This is a genomic window from Streptomyces sp. IBSNAI002, from assembly GCF_052244475.1.
Taxonomy (GTDB): domain Bacteria; phylum Actinomycetota; class Actinomycetes; order Streptomycetales; family Streptomycetaceae; genus Streptomyces.
This window is the reverse complement of sequence record NZ_JBQPXG010000002.1, coordinates 8321474-8337153: the sequence shown is the minus strand read 5'-3', so window position 1 is coordinate 8337153 and position 15680 is coordinate 8321474. Positions and strand designations below refer to the sequence as shown.

The following is a 15680-nucleotide window of genomic DNA, read 5'->3' as shown; positions in this document are numbered from 1 at the left end:
TTGCTGTCCTTGCCTCGCGGTGTCAGTTGAGCTCGATCAGGCGGCCGGATACCTTGACGTTCTGGCCCTTGAGGGTCAGCTGGCCGTCGCTCTCCAGGTTGAGGGCACGAGCGGCACGGACGCTGATGTCGCCGCCCGTCACATTCACCGAGCCCTTGGGGCCGCTGTCGATCGTCACGGTGCCGCTGCCGTCGGTGGAGATGGTCACGGTTCCCTGGCCCTTGCCCCTGCCGCTCTGGGGCTTGCAGGTGAGCAGGACTTGGCCGGTCGTCTTGTCGATGGTCAGTCCCAGGTCGTTCAGCTCGGTGGCCAGGACGATCGCCGACTTCTCCGTGAGCGGGGTCCGGTTGGGCGGGATCTCGACGAAGGCGAGCCTGCTGCCGCTGCTGCTGACCAGGCCGCGGCGCATGACCGAGGCGGTCTCGCCTTTGCGCTCGACCGCGGGGCCGCCCAGCGCCAGGTTGCTGGCGCCGTTGCGCATCCCGCCCATGACGATCGGCCTGTTGATGTCGTCCCATTCGAACGCAACGAGGACCTCGTCGCCGACTTCGGGTACGAACATCACGGCGCCGTGGTTCCCTCCCGGCTGCACCACGCGCACCCAGTCGGTCTCGAAGTCAGGAGCGAGCAGCGGCAGGCGCACCTTCACGCGGTTGCGGCCGGTGGGGTCGGCCACGTTCGTGACGATGCCGCACATCATGCCGCGCGCCCGCCGGTCCGAGCCGGGATCCCCCTCCCCTGCGGTCAGGCCGGGCAGGGAGCGGTCGCTGCGGCCGGTGGCCGAGAACTCGGTGAAGTAGCCGCCCTCGTCCTCGCAGAAGGTGTGCCGGGCGTTGGTGACCTGCCAGCTGCCGCCGAAGGGCGCCGGCACACCCTCGACCTGGACCTCGCAGCCGGCCTGGATGCCACTGTGCCCGAAGGCCCGCCCCTCGGCCTCGGAGGCCGTGCCCGCCACACGCTCGGCGATGCCCTTCGCGAGCGACTCCGCGGCGACCGCGATGTCGGCACCGGAACCCACGGGCAGGTCGATGAGGAGGCGGGCGTCCGTGGCCGGGGTCGAACCTCCCGCCTTGCCCACGCCGGGGAGGCTGCTGGCTGCGCCCGCTCCGGCGATGGCCCCGGCAAGACCGCCACCGGCGCCCGGGTCGGGCATGACGGGCTTCACGGGTGCGGTGGCGACCACGACGTCGGTGCGCTCCTCGTCCCAGGTACGCACCTCGACGCGGGCCGGGAGCTTGTCGACGGCCGTGACCCTGGGGCGGAAGGAGAGCAGGTTGTCGCCGAAGGCGAGGGGCGGCGGCGTGGTGGCGCCCTCGGGAGGAGATGCGCCGGGCGTGCCGGATGCCTGGCGGAAGTGGAACTTGTTCCCCGTCACCCCCACCTCGAAGCCGTTGGCCCGAGCTCTGGCCTGGAGGAAGTCCCAGTCGGTCTGCGCGATCTGCGCCAGGTGCCGGTGCACGTACTTGGTCTGGTCGACCTTTCCGATCTCGAGCTTCGCCTCGCGCGCGATCCGGAGGGCGACGTCGGCGTCCTTGGTGTTGACGAAGGTGCGCGTGCGCTGGGCTCGCTGGAGGATGTGGGAGCGGTCGTATCCCCGAGCCATGATGTAGATCGCGTTGTCCTCGCACACGGCCTCCACCGAGGCGATCTCGCCCCTGATGAGAGGTGTTGCGGACAGAGCGTCGTTGCCGCTCCTGATCTCCACCTGGTGACCGACCTTCATCTCCTGCATCACCTGGTCGCCGGCGTCGGCGGTGTACAGACAGGTGATCTCGAACATGTCCGGCAGGTACAGGTGGGTGTCCACGACGACACGGATGATCGTGGACTCGACCTGCGCGGACACTTCGCCGACCGGAGCCATCGAGCCGATCTTGATGTGGGCTCGGACCGTGTCGGCGCTGTCGTCCATGGGTACCCCCCCGGGGGGCTGCGCCTGGGGCTTGCGGATCACGAGGGGGTCCTTTCCGGCCGGTCAGTCGAATTCGTGCGGGTTGGGCAGGTAGACGGTGGTTCCCGGGCGCATGCGCAGGGGGTCGTCGATGGCGTTGGCGTCGGCCAGGCGACGCCAGTGCGAGGTGGATCCGTACTGGGTACGGGCGAGGTTCACCAGGTCCTCGCCCTCGGTGACCGTGTAGCTGCGCCGCCCCGGGAGGCCTCCCGAGGTCGGGTTGGTCGGCAGGGTGCCCAGCAGGCTCGGCTGCTCCTTCATGTCGATGGACACCTTCGCGCGCACGGGGGCACCGGCGGCGGTGAAGCGCGTGTAACTGATGTGCACGTGCGTCAAGACCACCTGGTAAAAGAACCCGAGGGCCGGAGGGCCGCCGTAGACGAAACTGAGCACGGGCTGCCGGTTGACCATCCCCTCGCTGAAGCCCTTCTTCGCCAGTACGCCCGCGACGGCCTGTCCCGCCGCACCCGAGCCGGGGCTCAGCCAGTTCAGCAGTTGATCGCAGAGGGCCTTCGTCTCGCCTCCCGTGAACGTCACGTCATTCAGCTTGATCAGAAGTGGCTCGGCGCGCTCGAAAACGCGCTTCGATCCCTTGTTGCCACCGTTCGGCGAGCTACTGCCGTGGGAGCGGTAACTGGCGCTGCGGTCCATCGAGAGCTTGTCCGGGGTGAAGAGCAGCGGAACGGCGCCCGGCATGGGGGCGGAGGTGCACGTCAGCACGGCGGTCGTGTGGGTCATGGCGTCTCCTACAGGAATCCCTCATGGGCCAGCTCCAGGGTTTCCAGGGCGACCTTGCTGGTGTCGGCGTCGAGGTCGGGACCCTTCCAGCTCTTCGGGAACACGCTGCGCAACTGCCAGTCGAAAACGGGCTGGTTGTGCGCGTCCATCAGCTCGATCTTGACTCCGGTGCCTGCGTACTCGGTCCCGCCGATCTCGTAGCTGTACCAGTCACGCATCACCTGCCGCAGCCACGTCTGGAGCCGCGCCGTGTCTTCCCTCTTGATCGCCCTCTGCAACGTGATGCTGCCGTACTTCAGGCGCTTGGGAAGCAGGACCGAGTGCTCGTAGTTGCCGCCGCACTCGATCTCCTCGTGGTCGAAGGTCACGTTCAGGCCGCGGCAGGAGGACCAGTAGCCCAGGTCCCCGAAGGCGTCCACAGAGACCTTGAACCGCATCGCCATGCCGAACAGGGCCTTGTCGACGTGCCAGTCGCCGTGTGCCCAGCGGCTGCCGGAGCCGGTGGACGACGGGGCCGTACCCGCCGCGCGTATGTTCGCCATCGCTAGGCCTGGTCGTCGTCGAGGAATCCGAGGTGCTGGAGTTCGAGGGTCTCCAGGGCCACCTTGCTCTGGCCCGCCTCGAAGCCGGCGATGGACCACTTCACCGGGATGAGACGGCGCAGGTTCCATGTGACGACGGGCTGGTTGCTGGGGTCCATCAGGACGATGTTGCCCGTCTGCGCCTTCATCTTGAAGGAATTGCTCGACAGCCAATTGCGGACCACGGCGGACTCACTGCAGGCAGCCCGGGTCAGCTTGATCGGGGTGTACTCCGTGAAACCGGGAAAGAACCAGCGGTCGTTGCCGGCGTCGCCGGCGCGGTACTCGGCCATCTTCCATTGCACGTCGAGTCCCTGGACCTGGGTCCAACTTCCCAGGTCGTACGATTCGATGTGGACGGCGAAGCGGTTCGCCAGTGCGAGGGTGCTGTCAACATTCAGTGGCATGGGGCCAACTCCTAGTTCTTTCCGGTTCGGTGGCGGTGCACGAGCAAGTCGCTCCGCAGGTCGCTCATGAGGCGGGACCGCACCCGGCCGTAGAGCCGGTGGCACAGGGCGTCGAGCTGGTCGTCCTTGATGGTCTCGATGTCGAACACCGCGCCTCGGACTTGCTCCTCGGCCGCTTGCTTCTCGGCGGCCGCCTCTTCTCTCTTCTTCTTCTCGGCCTCGGCCACTTCCCGGTCATCGGGGGTGCCGAGGAAGGCGCTGGTAGCCGCCGCCCACAGAGAGCTCTTGACCTCGGCCGCGACGTCAAAGCCCTGGTCGGCAGCGGCGGGCTCGGGTGCTTCCGCGTCCGCCTCACTGGAGGGCAAGGAGAACACCGAGGCCCAGGGGGGCAGGGCGCGGTCGCTCCGCTCCATCTGGTCGGCTCCGGAAGCCTGTGTCCCCATACTGGCAGCGAGCGGGTTAACGGAGCCTTTCCCCTGCGCTACGGCCGGCTTGTCCGCAACCCGTCGAGACGGGGTCGGCGCCGGGGAGGCAGCGGGCGGGGAGACGAGGGTGGCATCCGCCGGAGCCTGCTGCCCCTGGTCGCCGCCCAGGTCGAACACGTACCCCTGATCGTCCTCGTCTTCCTGCGGCTTCCGACGACCTCCGAAGAACTGCCGGACCTCGGCCCGCCGCTTGCGGTCCATGGTGATGCCGAACGGGGAGGCCAGGGCTTCCGCGAAGGCCAGTCCCACCTGGCCCTTGAGCCAGTGGCCGTCGAGCGGCTCGTCGCTGGCGTCGTCGTCGCTTTGGTCGTCCGCGAGTTTGCCGCGCCGCGACGCCTCCTTGATACGGAATTCGACCGCGTCCTGGAGCTCTTGGTTCGTGGCCAGGTCGCCGGAGGTGAGGCGCTTCTTGTCGCTGCCCTCCTTCTCCAGCTCATAGTTCTTCTCGGCGAGCACCTCCGCGATGATCTGGTCGCGGGTCCCTCCCGCGAACTGGCGCTTGAGGCGCCAATCGATCACCTGGCGCCACTTCTCGTTCCTCATCAGGCTGTCGGGCGTCAGTGCGGCCTGGTCCTGGTTCCTGATGCGGCGCAAGTGGTTGAGCTCGCCCAGGTACTCCTCGATGATCTCCTCACGTGAGGCCCTCTGCACTCCCTCCAGCAGGCTCGCGTCCGCCGTCCACGACACACCGACGGGGCCGGTGTAGGCGGGCTCCGGGAGCGGCTCCGGGGCGGCCTGTGGTCCATGCTGCTCCGGTTCGGGCATCGGTTCCGGCTCGGGCGGCGGGGGCGGTGCGGCGGGGGTCATCTCGGCGATCAGCCGGCGGATCTCCTCGGGGTCGGGGCCCGCCGTGACCGGCCTGCGGTGCACGAGGGGCGCCGGGGCGCCGGGGTCGCCGCGGAAGAAGCGCTCGGCCGAGATCGCCTCGGCCTCCAGGGCGCGCCCGGCCGGCGAGTTCTCGGGCGGCAGGCTGCCGCCGTACCGCTTCTGCTGGGCGACGTGCGTCAGCTCGTGGGCGATCAGACCACGGGTACGGGGGGAATCAGGTGCGGACGCGGTGTCCGGCAGGTAGACCTGGCCGTTCTTCGTGAACGCCTGGGCGGCCATGCCGGCGGCGCGCCGGGTGACCTCGGCTCCCGTGTGCAGCGCGGTGCCGGTGACGTCGACACCGTGCAGTTCGGAAACGGCGCGGGCCAGGTCGGCGGGGGCCCGGGTGACCGGTGGGGCCGCGCGATGGCGCAGCGGTGCGCCGGCGGCCCGGCGCGGGGCGTCCCGGGTCGGGATGACCGGCAGGGGGGCCGGGGCGGGAGCGGTCTGCGAGTGCCTCGTGTCCGGTGCGGCCTGCGTCTGCGGCGGGGCGGACGGGGCCGGCTGACCCAAGGGTGTTCCGGCCGCCTCGGGGGCGGTGGGGAGGGGACCGGCCACAGGCGGGGGCCTGCCTCCCGCTTCCTCTCCGGAGGACGCCGGGTCGGGGTGGGGGGTGTGGGACAGCGTCGGCCCCAGGCCGAGCCGCCGGCTCTGGCCGAGGTTGCGCCGCCGGGACAGGTGGGTCGGGGCCGCCTGGGTACGCGGCTCCGGGGCCGGGGCTGGCGGGCCCTCCGGGAACGGCTGGGGTGCGTCGCCCGGCATCGGGAACAGCAGCGAGGCCAGGTCGGTGCCGGGGCCGATCGCACCGGCGCTCATCCAGGTGGGCGGATGGGTCGAGACGGTCGCCGGGCGGGGTTCCCCGACACTGTCCTCGGTGACCCTGGTCAGGTGCGCGGGGGTCTCGGCCGACGGCACGGGCACGGCACGCCGGATGGCCGGCGTGGGGGCGGGTGCGGGTGGCTGCGGTGCCGGTTCGGGCACCGCGGGCGCCGGGGCGGGCCCGGCGCCGGCAGGAGCGGGGGCCGGATGGAGCGGGACGGCGGCCGGACGTCCCTCCGTGACACCGGGGGCGTCGGCCCCGGCGGACGGACCGCCGTCCTCCGCGGGGAGGCGCAGCTGCACGTGGCGCAGCGGAGCGAGCTTGGCCAGACCCTCGACCCGTCCCGCGGGCACCTCGGACGGCTTGTCGGTTGCGGCGCCCGCCCCGGTGGCGAGCATCGAGGCCGCGTCGCGCACGGTGCCGTCGGTGACCGACGCGGCGGTGAGCCGCCTGGCGGCGCCCCCCGCGTGGGTCAGCGGGCCCGTGAGCGCGGGCAGTCGCCGCCAGGCCGCGGGCTCGGCGGCAGGCGCTGGGCCGGGCGCGGCGGCCGGGACGGCGTCGGGCCCGTCGGACTGTGGTACGCCGGGCTGCTGCCCGGCCTGTGCGGTCTTGCCGGCACGCCGGCGGAAGGGCCAGTTCATCGTGTTCCTTGTCCGCGGGTGCGGGAGGTCGTGGGTGCAAGGGTCCGGGCGCCCGGTGCACACGTACCGGGCGGCGTCTCGCCGGTCACTCTTCGGAGACCTGGCGGTTGATCTTGCCGATCTCCTCGATCATGCGGGCCCGGACCGGGTGCTCCAGGGCGAGGATCGAGTCCAGCGGCCAGTGGAGGTAGTACGCCACGTACGCAGCCTCCTCCCAGAGGCGGTCGGCTGCGTACGTCAGCATTCCCCCGGCGCATCACCGGAGACGTCCACCGCGAACTCGTGGCTGCACTCGGGGCAGGCCACGGCCGCCTCGGTGGTCCCCTGCTGGTTGATGCGCTGGTAGAGGTCCTGGAGGAAGGCCAGGTCGGAGGCGAAGAGGTTCTCGATGACGTAGCCGGTGACCTCGGGGAGCTCGCCCAGCTCGATGACCGTGCGTTCCAGCAGCAGGACGGTGAGGTACGCGGGGTTGCCGCGGACGCGGGAGTCCGACTGCGGGGTGATCTCGTCACGGGCCGTGGCCAGGCGCATGACGCCCTGCCGGTGCACCGTGCCGTTCTGGTCCACGTAGCCGCGGGGCAGGGTGAAGGGGTATTCGGTACGCAGCGTGTCCGTCATGCCGACACCCGCTGGATGCTCTCGCACACGAGCGTGGTGGTCTCCATGAGGACCTCGGTCGCACCCGCCTTGAGCGCGCCGATCTCCAGCTTGGAGGGCCAGGCGTTGAACAGGTAGTAGCGGGCGACCGGCTTGCCGTCGAAGCTGTACATGACCAGCGAGCAGCTGCGGCGGGCCGTGGCGATCTGGCCGGCGAGCACCGACTGGTGCCAGGCCCACAGCTCCATGCCGCCGGTCTTGCCGCGGCGGAGCACGACCGTGGGCGGCTTGGCCTTGCCCGGAAGCTTCTTGAAGATGACTTCCTTGTCGTTGGACGACAGGTAGTCGACCGGCTCCACCTCGGTGGTGATGCCGGAGAGTTCGGAGAACGAGGCGATCTCGTGTCCGTCGATGGTGATGGAGAAGCGCGCCGCTGTGAGCGCGTCGTGGTCTCCGAGTCCTGCCGACATGGCAGTCTCCCTTCGTGCGGTTACGGCTGGGGGAACGGATGGCGGGGCGGGTGCCCGCCGGTATCACGCGGCGGGTCCTGCGGGGTGCTGCTACTCGTCGAGCGAGGCGCCTTCGGAGTACTGCGAGATGCGGAAGACCACGAACTCGGCGGGCTTGACGGCCGCGATGCCGACCTCGACGGTCATGACGCCGCGGTCCCGGCTGTCCTCGGGGTTGTTCTCCTCGTCGCACTTGACGTAGAAGGCGTCGGCCGGCGTGCGGCCGTAGAGCGCGCCGTCCCGCCAGACCCCCCGCAGGAAGCTGGTGATGGTGCGCTTGACCGAGTCCCACAGCTTGGGGTCGTTCGGTTCGAAGACCACCCAGTTCGTGCCCTGGAGGATGGAGGTCTCGACGAAGTTGAACAGGCGCCGGACGTTGAGGTAGCGCCACTCGGGGTCGCTGCTCAGCGTACGGGCGCCCCAGATGCGGATGCCCTGGCCCGGGAAGACCCGGATGCAGTTGATGCCGAGCGGGTTGAGGAGGTCGTGCTCCCGACGCGTGATCGCCAGTTCGAGGGCGAGCGGGCCGCGCACCGCCTCGTTGGCCGGAGCCTTGTGGACACCGCGCGTGTCGTCGCTGCGTGCCCAGATGCCCGCGACGTGACCGCTGGGCGGCACGAAGCAGGGCTTGCCGGACGCCGGGTCCAGGACCTTGACCCACGGCCAGTACAGGGCGGCGTACTTGGAGTCGTAACCTGCCTCGTCGACCCGCCAGTCCCGCACCTGCTTGGCGTTCAGGCCGGCCGGGGTGTCGAGCACCGCGACACGGTCCGCCATCAGCTCGCAGTGCGCGATGACCGCCAGTTGAACGGCCTTGGCCTGGTCGCGGTCCAGCGCTCCCGATGCGAGGGAGGCCATGGCGTCCGGTACGGCGACCATGGTGACCTCGTCCACGGCCTCGAGGGCAGCGATACCGGTGCGGTCGAGGGCGTCGCCGATGAAGTCGGCGGGGCTCAGGGCGGCCGGTCCGGTGCCGCCGTCCGCGCCGCCCTCGCAGGGCACACCCTGCTGGGCGGGCGTACGGGCGTCGTCGGTGAGGGCCTCCAGGCGGACCAGCTTGGAGCGCTGGTTGACCGCGGCGGCCGCCTTGGCCGGGGAGAGCTTCTCGAAGGTCTCCGCCGGTCGCCCGTCCTTGAGGACGGTGAGCTTGAACAGGCTCTCGTCCTTGTCGTGTGCGGGTTCGGTCACGACCCGCAGGCCGTTGCCGGCCACGCCGGCCTCCGCGGCCCGGACCGAGAAGGCCGGGTCGCCCTGCGCGTCGCACAGGGTCGCCCCGGCGGCTGCGGGGGCGGTCTCCTGACCGGACGGCTCGATGCGCACGATGTAGGCGCTGCCACCGCCGTTCAGGAAGTAGCCGTACGCGCTGTGCGCCAGGGCGCCGCCGCCGGTGAAGTCACCGAAGGTCTGCGCGAACTGGGTCCAGTTCGTCACGAGGGTCGGCTCGTTGACCGGGCCCTTCTCCGTGAGGCCGACGAAGGCGCACACGGCCGTGCCGACGCCGTCGATGGGCTTGGAGCCCGACGGGACTTCCTCTACGTAAACACCTGGGGATAGGTAGCTGGGCACTGTGTGTCCTCCACGCTCGCTTGTCGTGACTACACAATCGCCCGCCGAACGCCGCGGCAGCAGAGGCGAAAGGGAGGCCGGAAGGACCCGGCCGCCGCCCCTTCGGGCAGCCCGGACGGGGTGTCCGAAGGGGCACCCGAAGGGGCGGTGGAGCGGCCCGGCCACGTGCCCTTGCGCCCGGCGCGGACACCGGTCGGCCGTCCGACAATTCCGTACATGATCCTCAGTGACGCAACCGATTCCCTGTGCCGGCTGCTGCGACCCGTGCTCCCGGACGGCGGTCCGGTGTTCGCCGGCTCCCTCGCCCATTGGCAGCCCTTCGCCGCCGCACAACAGCACGGTGTCGGCCTGTTCCTGCACCGGGTGGAAGAGGTCCCGACCGGCATGGGCGGCGACTGGTACGACCTGCGCGACGACGCCGGCCGGGTCGTGGCCCGCGGCGGGCCGGTGCGGCGCTTCCGCCTCGGCTATGTGCTCTGGACCTGGTCCGAGCACGGTCCGGAGGAGGAGACCCGGCTGCTCAGCGCCACGCTGGAGGTGCTGGCCGCGCACCAGCAGCTGCCGGGTTCCTGCCTGACGGGCGCGCTCGCCCAGGCTGCGGGACCGGCACGGCTGACGCTGGCGCCCGAAGGGCTGACACCGCCGGACGGGCTGTGGGCCGCGGCGGGTCTGGCCCACCGCAGCACCCTGCAAGTGGCGCTGTCCGTGGATCTCGTACCCGACACCGTGGCTCCGGCCCCGCTGGTCGAAGAGCGGCGCCTGCGCACCTCGCCCACCACCGCCCGGCGCGTCGCCGGGCGGGGCGGCCCCGTCCGTACCGATCCGAGGAGCTGAGCGGCATGCAGGGGTTGATCGACGCGTATCTGAAGATCAGCGACATCTATGACCACAAGTTGCTGGACGCATGCAATGAGCTGGACCGTCTATCGAAAATACCTTTCGGGCAGAGTGGCCCCCTGTGGCTCCCCCTTCTGGGAGAGGTTCGCGCGGACCACAAGGCCACGCTGGCGAATCCGCTGAGCGCAGGAGCCGTCTGGGCTTTCCAGGAGGCTCCCACCCCCGACCTCGCGCAGAACCTCTGCGAGCAACTTACGCTCTCCATGATCGACTTCAGTAAGTGGTTCACGCAGGAGCACCTCGCTGAGCCTGAGGCGCCATGGGAGGCCGTCAGGGACTACTACGGGAACCCGGCCAACGGGGACACAACCAGCCGCTACAACAGTCTGAAGGCCGTTTACGACGCCGTGGACAAACTCCTGACCGCCATGAAGGAGATCGTCGTCCTCATGCTGGACTGGAGGGACTTCGCCCGTTGTGAGCTGCTGACCTCTCTGGAAGTGCACGTCGCATTCGGCGCCCAGTCCGTGGGCCGGCAGTTCAATGCCGCCTGCAGCAAGATCACACAGGGCGCACCTGCCGTACGCACCGCACCGTCGACCGGGATCACCACCCCGGTGCAGGGGCAGGCGCAACACGGCGCGAGCGGGACCGGTACGGCCGCGCAGCAGGACGCTTCCGCCGCCCTTGCCCCTGCTCCCCACAGGCCCCCGATGGTTCCGGTCATCAGGAAGGCACGGAGCCTGACCAGGAGGTCCGCCCTGGAGCGCCTCCTCGGAGGAGCGCCGAAGATCCTTGAGAAGGATCACGCCGAAGAGATCGCGAACGCGATCGAATACAACACGATGACCGTCAGACTGCTATTGATGCGGATCCACATGGACCTCGTCGATCCGCGAGGCTCCGTAGTGCAACTCCTCGACGAATCCACGAAGACCTCCGTCCTCAAACCCTCCTACGCGCCTCGGGTGACCGATCTGCAGACGCGGCTGAGAGAGGACCTCAAGGCCGCCCACGACCTCCTGGACGCGTTCAGGGCCTTCGGCAACGTCATCGGGAACGGACGAAACTTTGCCACGCTTCGGGCCGTCGGCGAAGCGGCCGAGGATGTGAACCGCCGACTGCGCGCGATGGGCGAGCTGATCGACACGGACTTCGCCGGTGCCACCTCTCTGAGCCCCGTGCAGGATGCGCTGAGGTTGCAGGCCACCCCGGCAGGCTTGCCGCAATGGCGCGACCTGAGCAAGGAGTTCGACCAGTTCTACTCCCGCAGCCAGGTCACGGGCAAGAAGTGCCGCAACATCGTGAACCGCATCAACCAGGTCATCGCGGACAAGGGTTTCAGCCGCAAGGGGCTGGCGTTCCAGAGCATCAAACGCATCACACTGTACGAAGTGGAACAGCCCCTGCTGAGGGTTCAGTGCATGACCACCGTCGACACCGCCCTCATCGAGGGGCGGAAGCAGCTCAACAAGCTGAAGCCGAAGCAGCCGTAGTCCCCGCCAGCAGGGCCTCCCCGCCCCTCAGAGCACGTAGTACGCGGGCCCGTACGGGCCCGCGGCGTCCTTCCGCAGCGCCCCGTCGTTCAGCAGGTGCCCGCAGGCCCGGTCCACGTGCTCGGGGCGCAGGGCGAACTCCTCCCCCAGCAGCCCGGTCGGCAGCGCCTGCCCCCGTGCGTAGCGGCCCGTCCTGATGCGTGCGCGCACCGCGTCGATCAGGGGCGCGTCCCGCGGATGCACCTGCCCGGGGCCGAGCACGATGCGGATGCGGGGGCGGCAGATCGCCAGCTCGCCAAGCCCGTCGAGCGTGCGGATCGCCTGGCGTACCGCGTTGTGCGGCAGCCCCAGGTGCCGGGCTATGTCGGCCACCGGCTCCAGCAGCTGACCGGGGACGTACGACGCGTGTACGTGCTCGCGCACCAGCCGCAAGACCTCGGCCTCCCGGCGCCCCGGCCCGTGCAGTTCCACCATGCGCTCCGTGTCCGCCATGCCCCCACCGGCTTCCGTCCGGGCGCGGGACCCCGATGTCCCGCGCGACTGCACGCCCATGCCGTGGCGCGCCCGGTCCGGGCGCGTCACGGCATGGTGAAGATCGCTGGAATTGTCCTCGTCACAGGGGCGGGCGGGGGTCGGCTTCAGGTTCTCCTCATGTACCGCTGAGGTTTCCCGAGGGTGGGACCGCCGCGGCGTGGGCCTCAGTACCACTGGTGCGTCTGCCAGAAGCTCCAGGCCGCCTCGGGGCTGCCGTAGCGGGCGTTCATGTAGTTCAGGGCCCACTTGATCTGGGTCCTCGGGTTGGACTTCCAGTTCGGTCCGAACGACGCCATCTTGCTGGCGGGGAGCGCCTGCCCGAGGCCGTAGGCGCCGGAGGAGGCGTTCACGGCGCCCGTGTTCCAGTCGCTCTCGTGACTGATGATCGCGTTGAAGGCCGCGTACTGGCCGGCGTCCGGAATCAGCTGGTGGGCGATCTGCTTCGCGCCGAGGGTGGCCGCCTGGGCCGGCGCCGCACCCATCAGCGCTCCCCCTGCCAGCACGACCGTCACGGCTGCCGTGAGGCCGGCCTTGGCCTTCGTGCGGCGGAGGAAGCTGGGCATCGGGGTGCTGGACATGAGGGGCCTTCCATGGAGGACGAGGGTGCGGTTCACCGGTCTTCGCACCGGCTGAAGGCCGGGCGGCGGCACCGCTTCCACCGTTGTAGCCAGCCCTTCCGAACCGCACAAACACCCTTTTCCCCTAAGCGGCTTCGTAGGACGCGGGGCCCCGCCGGACACGGTCCGGGCGAGTCCCGGCCCAGGTCGGCGCGGCGTTCGATCCCCGGCGGGCCCGGCACGAAGCGGGATAGTAGTGGGACCAAAGGCCTGTGACCTGGGTCACATCGGATGCGGGCCGGTCGGCAAACTGCCAGGTGAGAGGGCATGCCCGATCGGCGGGTAAGCCCCCTCCCCCGATGAAGTCCACCGGCCGGGGGAGGTGACGGCACAGACGCGGTCGCGGCTCTCGGCCGACCGGCAGCGCAGCGCAGAACCCCCGCACGGGCTGCGCACGGGGGTTCTGCGGGGTGGAGCCGGTTCGGCGGCGGCAGGCGGACCGAGGGCCGCCTTGTCGCACCCCTGTCCGGACCCTGCCGGAGCCTTGACCTGCCCGATCGTATGGCCGGGAGGCTGGCCGCTCGCCTGCCGCCACGAGCCGCGGCGGCCGTGGCGGTCCACCGTCAGCCCTGCCGCACCAAGGCTTCGTACGGGAAGGGCAGGTCCGGGGACAGGAACAGCACCTCGGTGGCGTGGTTCTCGTCGGCTCCGGGGTAGTGGCGGCCGAACGCCTCCCACTCGGCTACCAGCGCCTCGTAGACCGGCGTGGAGACCGGTGCGGAGGCAGGCGTGGAGACCGGCGTGGAGACCGGTGCGGAGACCGGTGCGGGCGCAGGAGCGGGATACGGCCGCCGCGGGGCCTCGTACAGGGCCACCGGAGGCAAGGGCGCAGGCGCCTGGGCCGGGGGCATGCGGTCGTCGGTGTACAGCGGGGGCAGCGGGGGCAGCGAGGGCAGCGGCGCGGTGGGAAACATGGCGGTGTCCTTTCGGCATGTGGGGGTGGGATGGCTCCGATGCTGCGGCGCCCGGCCTCCGGTGTCGAACGGTGCTCGCGTTGCCTGACGCGATGCCGCCCGTAACCCTCCGTTAGGCCCGGGCCCCGTAGCTTGTGCGCCGTGCACCCACCCCGGGCCACCGGCCGGTCAACGTATCCGGCCCACACGAGGAGGCGGTCGCCCAGAGCAGCCCCACCCCCGAAAGGATGGATCAACTCCATGTCCGACAGCAGTACTTGGCAGCCGCAATCGCCACCTCGCCGGCGCGCGGCCGCCGGACGTCACCGCAAGCCGTCCGGCCGGGGGACCATGATCGCGGTGCGCACCGGTGTCACCACGGGAGTGCTCGGCACCGTGGCGGCGGTCTCCCCGGTGGCGGCCGTAGGCGCCACCGATCCGGCCGAGCACGACCGGGAGTCCGTCACCATGGAGCTGAAACTGGACCTGTCCTCGCTCCTGGACTCGGCCACCGCCCAGACGTCGGACGCCCTGTGGCACCAAGGCGAGGTCCACGCCCGCCAGGCCGCCGAGGCGCAGGCCGCGGCCGAAGCGAAGGCCGCCGCCGAAAAGGCCGCACGGGAGAAGGCCACCGCGGAGAAGGCCGCACAGGAGAAGGCCGCCGCAGAGAAAGCGGCACGGGAGAAGGCCGCACGAGCCAAGGCGGCCAGGGAAAAGGCCGCACGGGACAAGGCAGCCAAGGCGAAGGCCGCGCAGGCGGCGGCGAAATCCGCACGGACCGCTGCGGCCGATCCGGCATCGGGCCCGCCCGCAACAGGAACCGGCTCAGCCGCCGTGGTCGACTTCGCCCGCGCCCAGCTGGGCAGCGCCTACATCATGGGTGGTACGAGCACTTCGGGGTGGGACTGCTCGGGGCTGGTACAAGCCGCCTACAGGCAGGCCGGGATCGAACTTCCGCGCGTGTCCCAGAGCCAGTCGGCCGTGGGCACCTCCGTGGCGCTGAACGCCCTGCGGGCCGGAGACATCCTGTACTGGGGCGCGCCCGGCAGCGCGCACCACGTCGCCCTCTACATCGGTGACGGCAAGTTCATCGGCGCCCAGAACCCGTCCGTCGGCGTCGTCGAACGCACCATGGACTACGACGCGCCGTCGGGGGCGGTGCGGGTGCTGTGATGCGGGGTGTGGTACCAGCACGACGTGCGGGAGCGGCAGCCATGTGGCTGCCGCTCCCGCACGTGGGGCCCGTTCCTCCGCGGAGGGGGCCCGGTCAGCCGACGCTGACCGCGAGCGGTCCGGCCGAAGAATTCAGATAGGTCACGAGCAGGACGACCTCGTCACTGCCCGTGTTGAGCCCCTCGTGAACGTGCTCGTCTCCACGAGGCTCCAGCAGGGCGTCCCCCGAGTGGTAGACGTGGGTGGTGCCGTTCGCGGCGACGTGCGTCAGCTCGCCCTGCTCCACGACGGCCAACACGTCACCGGGGTGGTAGTGCCGGCCCGTGCTTCCGCCCACCGGGATCGTGATGCGCCGCATGAGCACTTCCGACACGTCGTCGACGTGCAGTTCGATGGGCTCGGGAGCGGTTCCCTTGGCGAGGTGCCGGGCCGTCGGGGCGTACGGGTGGTCCCCGTACCCCTCGGCCCGGAATTCATCGGCCGGCGCGGTCGGGCGCCGAGCGGGGTCGGGGCGGGTGAGGGGGGACGTGGTGGCCATGGGAGCCTCCGGGTTCGAGTTGTCTTCCGACCCCTTCAGGCTCCGCCCGGCCGGGCGGATGGACACCCCCCGAACGGGGGACGGTAACGGACGGGATCTCCGACGCGACCATGCACGCCCGCCTCGTCGTGAACCACTCGCGAGGAGCATCCCGCCGATCCGGTCCAGGCGAAGAATCCGTCGTCGGCGTCCCGGCAGGCTCCCTACGACACACGGGCTACGGCTATGTCCTGCGCCCCTGCCACGATGGCTGCTCAGACGCGGCAGAACCCACCGGATCTCCCGCCGCGGCATCGAGTCCGCCCAGCGCCTGGGCCGTCACCACTGGACCATCGAACGCACCACGGCCTGGCTCGCCGGCTGCCGCCGGGGTGCGGAACACCTCGAGCAGTCCGACCAGGCCGACGCAGATCCGGGAGACCGCTCGTCG

General features: G+C 70.5%; 16 protein-coding genes. 3 read left to right on the top strand and 13 right to left on the bottom strand.

Going from position 1 to position 15680, the window contains the following annotated elements; translation table 11 throughout:
* Positions 1-22: 22 nt before the first annotated feature.
* The 9 genes from ACTVZO_RS38665 to ACTVZO_RS38625 form a co-directional block, all read right to left on the bottom strand.
* The gene (locus ACTVZO_RS38665; RefSeq protein ID WP_443302834.1) at positions 23-1912 is read right to left on the bottom strand and encodes a VgrG-related protein; all 1890 of its coding nucleotides are present in this window, start codon (positions 1910-1912) and stop codon (positions 23-25) included.
* 63 nt (positions 1913-1975) lie between these two features.
* Positions 1976-2689, bottom strand: a complete 714-nt coding sequence (locus tag ACTVZO_RS38660; protein ID WP_443302833.1) for a LysM peptidoglycan-binding domain-containing protein — start codon at positions 2687-2689, stop codon at positions 1976-1978.
* An 8-nt stretch (positions 2690-2697) separates the two neighbouring features.
* Positions 2698-3231 (bottom strand): phage tail protein, encoded by a 534-nt coding sequence (locus ACTVZO_RS38655; protein WP_443302832.1) that lies wholly within the window; start codon positions 3229-3231, stop codon positions 2698-2700.
* 2 nt (positions 3232-3233) lie between these two features.
* Positions 3234-3677, bottom strand: a complete 444-nt coding sequence (locus tag ACTVZO_RS38650) for a phage tail protein (RefSeq protein ID WP_443302831.1) — start codon at positions 3675-3677, stop codon at positions 3234-3236.
* An 11-nt stretch (positions 3678-3688) separates the two neighbouring features.
* Complete coding sequence (locus ACTVZO_RS38645; RefSeq protein WP_443302830.1) at positions 3689-6490, bottom strand: eCIS core domain-containing protein; 2802 nt, start codon at positions 6488-6490, stop codon at positions 3689-3691.
* 85 nt (positions 6491-6575) lie between these two features.
* Positions 6576-6734, bottom strand: a complete 159-nt coding sequence (locus tag ACTVZO_RS38640; protein ID WP_443302829.1) for a DUF6760 family protein — start codon at positions 6732-6734, stop codon at positions 6576-6578.
* On the bottom strand, positions 6728-7108 hold the full coding sequence (locus ACTVZO_RS38635) for a hypothetical protein (protein ID WP_443302828.1): 381 nt from the start codon (positions 7106-7108) through the stop codon (positions 6728-6730). The genes ACTVZO_RS38640 and ACTVZO_RS38635 overlap by 7 nt, the downstream gene beginning before the upstream one ends.
* Complete coding sequence (locus ACTVZO_RS38630; RefSeq protein WP_443302827.1) at positions 7105-7557, bottom strand: phage tail protein; 453 nt, start codon at positions 7555-7557, stop codon at positions 7105-7107. Before ACTVZO_RS38630 ends, ACTVZO_RS38635 begins: the two co-directional genes overlap by 4 nt.
* 90 nt (positions 7558-7647) lie before the next feature.
* Entirely contained in the window at positions 7648-9162 is a 1515-nt protein-coding gene (locus ACTVZO_RS38625) for a phage tail sheath family protein (protein WP_443302826.1), read from the bottom strand.
* Positions 9163-9378: 216 nt separating this feature from the next.
* Between ACTVZO_RS38625 and ACTVZO_RS38620 the strand changes: the two genes are divergently transcribed.
* Both ACTVZO_RS38620 and ACTVZO_RS38615 read left to right on the top strand, forming a co-directional pair.
* Positions 9379-9996 carry a Pvc16 family protein gene (locus ACTVZO_RS38620; RefSeq protein WP_443302825.1) on the top strand — a complete coding sequence of 206 codons (618 nt, stop codon included), beginning with the start codon at positions 9379-9381 and terminating at the stop codon, positions 9994-9996.
* 5 nt (positions 9997-10001) lie between these two features.
* Entirely contained in the window at positions 10002-11495 is a 1494-nt protein-coding gene (locus ACTVZO_RS38615; RefSeq protein WP_443302824.1) for a hypothetical protein, read from the top strand.
* Positions 11496-11522: 27 nt separating this feature from the next.
* On the opposite strand, the gene ACTVZO_RS38610 is transcribed toward ACTVZO_RS38615, so the two are convergent.
* From ACTVZO_RS38610 to ACTVZO_RS38600, 3 genes are all read right to left on the bottom strand, one after another.
* A complete protein-coding gene (locus ACTVZO_RS38610) occupies positions 11523-11987 on the bottom strand; it encodes a hypothetical protein (protein WP_443302823.1) in 465 nt (154 codons plus the stop codon).
* Positions 11988-12193: 206 nt separating this feature from the next.
* Positions 12194-12607 (bottom strand): transglycosylase SLT domain-containing protein, encoded by a 414-nt coding sequence (locus tag ACTVZO_RS38605; RefSeq protein ID WP_443302822.1) that lies wholly within the window; start codon positions 12605-12607, stop codon positions 12194-12196.
* A gap of 602 nt (positions 12608-13209) precedes the next feature.
* Positions 13210-13560, bottom strand: coding sequence for a hypothetical protein (locus tag ACTVZO_RS38600; RefSeq protein ID WP_443302821.1), 351 nt, complete (start codon positions 13558-13560; stop codon positions 13210-13212).
* 330 nt (positions 13561-13890) lie between these two features.
* On the opposite strand from ACTVZO_RS38600, the gene ACTVZO_RS38595 reads away from it, so the two are divergent.
* Entirely contained in the window at positions 13891-14712 is an 822-nt protein-coding gene (locus ACTVZO_RS38595; protein WP_443303405.1) for a C40 family peptidase, read from the top strand.
* 94 nt (positions 14713-14806) lie between these two features.
* Here ACTVZO_RS38595 and ACTVZO_RS38590 read toward each other — a convergent pair whose 3' ends face one another.
* Entirely contained in the window at positions 14807-15250 is a 444-nt protein-coding gene (locus ACTVZO_RS38590) for a cupin domain-containing protein (protein WP_443302820.1), read from the bottom strand.
* Positions 15251-15680 lie beyond the last annotated feature (430 nt).

Excerpts from the sequence above, each read along its gene's own strand:
- ACTVZO_RS38630 (WP_443302827.1), bottom strand. The coding sequence starts at position 7,557 with ATGTCGGCAGGACTCGGAGACCACGACGCGCTCACAGCGGCGCGCTTC.
- ACTVZO_RS38595 (WP_443303405.1), top strand. The coding sequence starts at position 13,891 with ATGATCGCGGTGCGCACCGGTGTCACCACGGGAGTGCTCGGCACCGTG.
- ACTVZO_RS38620 (WP_443302825.1), top strand. The coding sequence starts at position 9,379 with ATGATCCTCAGTGACGCAACCGATTCCCTGTGCCGGCTGCTGCGACCC.
- ACTVZO_RS38605 (WP_443302822.1), bottom strand. The coding sequence starts at position 12,607 with ATGTCCAGCACCCCGATGCCCAGCTTCCTCCGCCGCACGAAGGCCAAG.
- ACTVZO_RS38645 (WP_443302830.1), bottom strand. The coding sequence starts at position 6,490 with ATGAACTGGCCCTTCCGCCGGCGTGCCGGCAAGACCGCACAGGCCGGG.
- ACTVZO_RS38665 (WP_443302834.1), bottom strand. The coding sequence starts at position 1,912 with ATGGACGACAGCGCCGACACGGTCCGAGCCCACATCAAGATCGGCTCG.
- ACTVZO_RS38590 (WP_443302820.1), bottom strand. The coding sequence starts at position 15,250 with ATGGCCACCACGTCCCCCCTCACCCGCCCCGACCCCGCTCGGCGCCCG.
- ACTVZO_RS38600 (WP_443302821.1), bottom strand. The coding sequence starts at position 13,560 with ATGTTTCCCACCGCGCCGCTGCCCTCGCTGCCCCCGCTGCCCCCGCTG.
- ACTVZO_RS38640 (WP_443302829.1), bottom strand. The coding sequence starts at position 6,734 with ATGCTGACGTACGCAGCCGACCGCCTCTGGGAGGAGGCTGCGTACGTG.
- ACTVZO_RS38655 (WP_443302832.1), bottom strand. The coding sequence starts at position 3,231 with ATGGCGAACATACGCGCGGCGGGTACGGCCCCGTCGTCCACCGGCTCC.
- ACTVZO_RS38650 (WP_443302831.1), bottom strand. The coding sequence starts at position 3,677 with ATGCCACTGAATGTTGACAGCACCCTCGCACTGGCGAACCGCTTCGCC.
- ACTVZO_RS38610 (WP_443302823.1), bottom strand. The coding sequence starts at position 11,987 with ATGGCGGACACGGAGCGCATGGTGGAACTGCACGGGCCGGGGCGCCGG.
- ACTVZO_RS38615 (WP_443302824.1), top strand. The coding sequence starts at position 10,002 with ATGCAGGGGTTGATCGACGCGTATCTGAAGATCAGCGACATCTATGAC.
- ACTVZO_RS38660 (WP_443302833.1), bottom strand. The coding sequence starts at position 2,689 with ATGACCCACACGACCGCCGTGCTGACGTGCACCTCCGCCCCCATGCCG.
- ACTVZO_RS38635 (WP_443302828.1), bottom strand. The coding sequence starts at position 7,108 with ATGACGGACACGCTGCGTACCGAATACCCCTTCACCCTGCCCCGCGGC.